At 35.5% G+C, this 1,452-nt stretch carries 4 protein-coding genes; 2 read left to right on the forward strand and 2 right to left on the reverse strand.

What is annotated here, in order from left to right; translation table 11 throughout:
- Positions 1–450, reverse strand: a 450-nt coding sequence (locus HMPREF9171_RS1000000113140) for a helix-turn-helix transcriptional regulator (RefSeq protein ID WP_000422578.1), incomplete at its 3' end; no start/stop codon positions are given.
- A 361-nt stretch (positions 451–811) separates the two neighbouring features.
- Between HMPREF9171_RS1000000113140 and HMPREF9171_RS102825 the strand changes: the two genes are divergently transcribed.
- On the forward strand, positions 812–991 hold the full coding sequence (locus HMPREF9171_RS102825; RefSeq protein ID WP_000129623.1) for a hypothetical protein: 180 nt from the start codon (positions 812–814) through the stop codon (positions 989–991).
- On the opposite strand, the gene HMPREF9171_RS102820 is transcribed toward HMPREF9171_RS102825, so the two are convergent.
- Positions 971–1,168 (reverse strand): hypothetical protein, encoded by a 198-nt coding sequence (locus tag HMPREF9171_RS102820; protein WP_000703679.1) that lies wholly within the window; start codon positions 1,166–1,168, stop codon positions 971–973. The genes HMPREF9171_RS102825 and HMPREF9171_RS102820 overlap by 21 nt on opposite strands.
- A 58-nt stretch (positions 1,169–1,226) precedes the next feature.
- Here HMPREF9171_RS102820 and HMPREF9171_RS1000000113735 point away from each other — a divergent pair, with 58 nt between their 5' ends.
- Entirely contained in the window at positions 1,227–1,385 is a 159-nt protein-coding gene (locus HMPREF9171_RS1000000113735) for a hypothetical protein (protein ID WP_001104151.1), read from the forward strand.
- Positions 1,386–1,452 lie beyond the last annotated feature (67 nt).

Raw genomic sequence — 1,452 nt, forward strand, 5'->3', positions numbered from 1 at the left:
CACATCATTCAGATACTGACCTGTACCAGCTGAAGCTGCGTGGTCGTAGTAGTTGTAAGAGAATAATTCTACTACTGTATTCTTACTGTTTTCTACTGTGTTTTGTTGTTCTAATAATTTATCACCGTATGAAATCCAATCACTGTGACGAGGTTCCTTGAGTTTTTTGTCTAATAGAGCGACTTTGTTGTTGATTTCTGTGGTGCTAGATTGCTGTTGAAGTTGTACGGCAGTTTCTTTGGTTATAGGAGGGAAGAAATCATCAATCGTTTTTTCAAATAGGTCAGACAAAGCAAACAAAACATCTTGATTTGCTTTTCTATCGCCTTTTTCATATCTACTTATTGTTTGTTTGGTTGTATCAAGAAGATCTGCGAGTTGGGTTTGAGTTAATTTTTTCTCTAATCTGAATTGTTTTATTTTATTGCCTACATACTGATTGAGCTCCATTGGTGTTTTCTCCTTTTGATTTGCTAATATTATATCACTAAATCACCAAAAAGGAAACTTTTTTTACAAAAATACAACTTTAGTGTTGACTGGTCACCAAAATGGTGATATACTATAATCAAGCTTAAGGAATTAAGCAAAACGAAAGGAGGTAGCCACTGATGGAAAGTAGGCGAAATAAAAAACCTAAACACAAAGAACTCGAATTCGAAATACAGATTCTTTGGTTTAGGCTCAAAATAAAATATCTGATTACGAGGTAATCGGATAGGGGGTTGAAAATCCCCCACCCCTTAAAGGGGTTATACTTACTATATCATAGTGGTTACTTTCTTTCAAGAAAATAGAGAGGAATAAAAAAATGACTGATATTGAAAGTCAACGTGCTTTTATAGCTAATATCAAAAAAATGTTTTCAGATATTGAAGAAGCATACGCAAAAGAAAAAGACCCAATCGCTAGGTGCGAGCTAGCAATAGGGTATCTTAAATTAGGAAGCTATTTAGAAGATTTCGGCATTTTATCTACCAAATGTATCTAAAAACGCTTCAACGTCCTTTGCTCGTCGTTCGTTTTCAGCTTCAATGATAGGCTTATTGTGAGCCTCTACAGCTTCATAGGCGTCTTCGTAAAGTTTGATTTTATCTTCGATAGACAAAGTAGGGCTAGAAGAAGCGACAATAGCGAGAGCTAAATCTTTTGAATTAGAAATTTTCATTAGCTTATCCTCCTTTCTGCTAGGATAAGTTGATTATAACATTTTTAGGAGGTACAAAATGAATTGGAAAAAACTAATGCTAGGCGATTTAGAACACACGTTTACTAGTCGTGATGGCAAGGAAAAAACAAGTATTGAATTTGAAGGCGGCGTATTGCCAGCACTGTTAGTGCTAGGTGGTATTTCTTGGTTAGTAGCTTGGTTTATTACAAAATAAAAAGCCCGTTAGGGCGGAAAGGAGGGAAGGCATGGAAAAAATTAAATACGGTGTACTAGGTTCTTCC

The sequence above is a fragment of the Streptococcus agalactiae ATCC 13813 genome (assembly GCF_000186445.1).
GTDB classification, from domain to species: domain Bacteria; phylum Bacillota; class Bacilli; order Lactobacillales; family Streptococcaceae; genus Streptococcus; species Streptococcus agalactiae.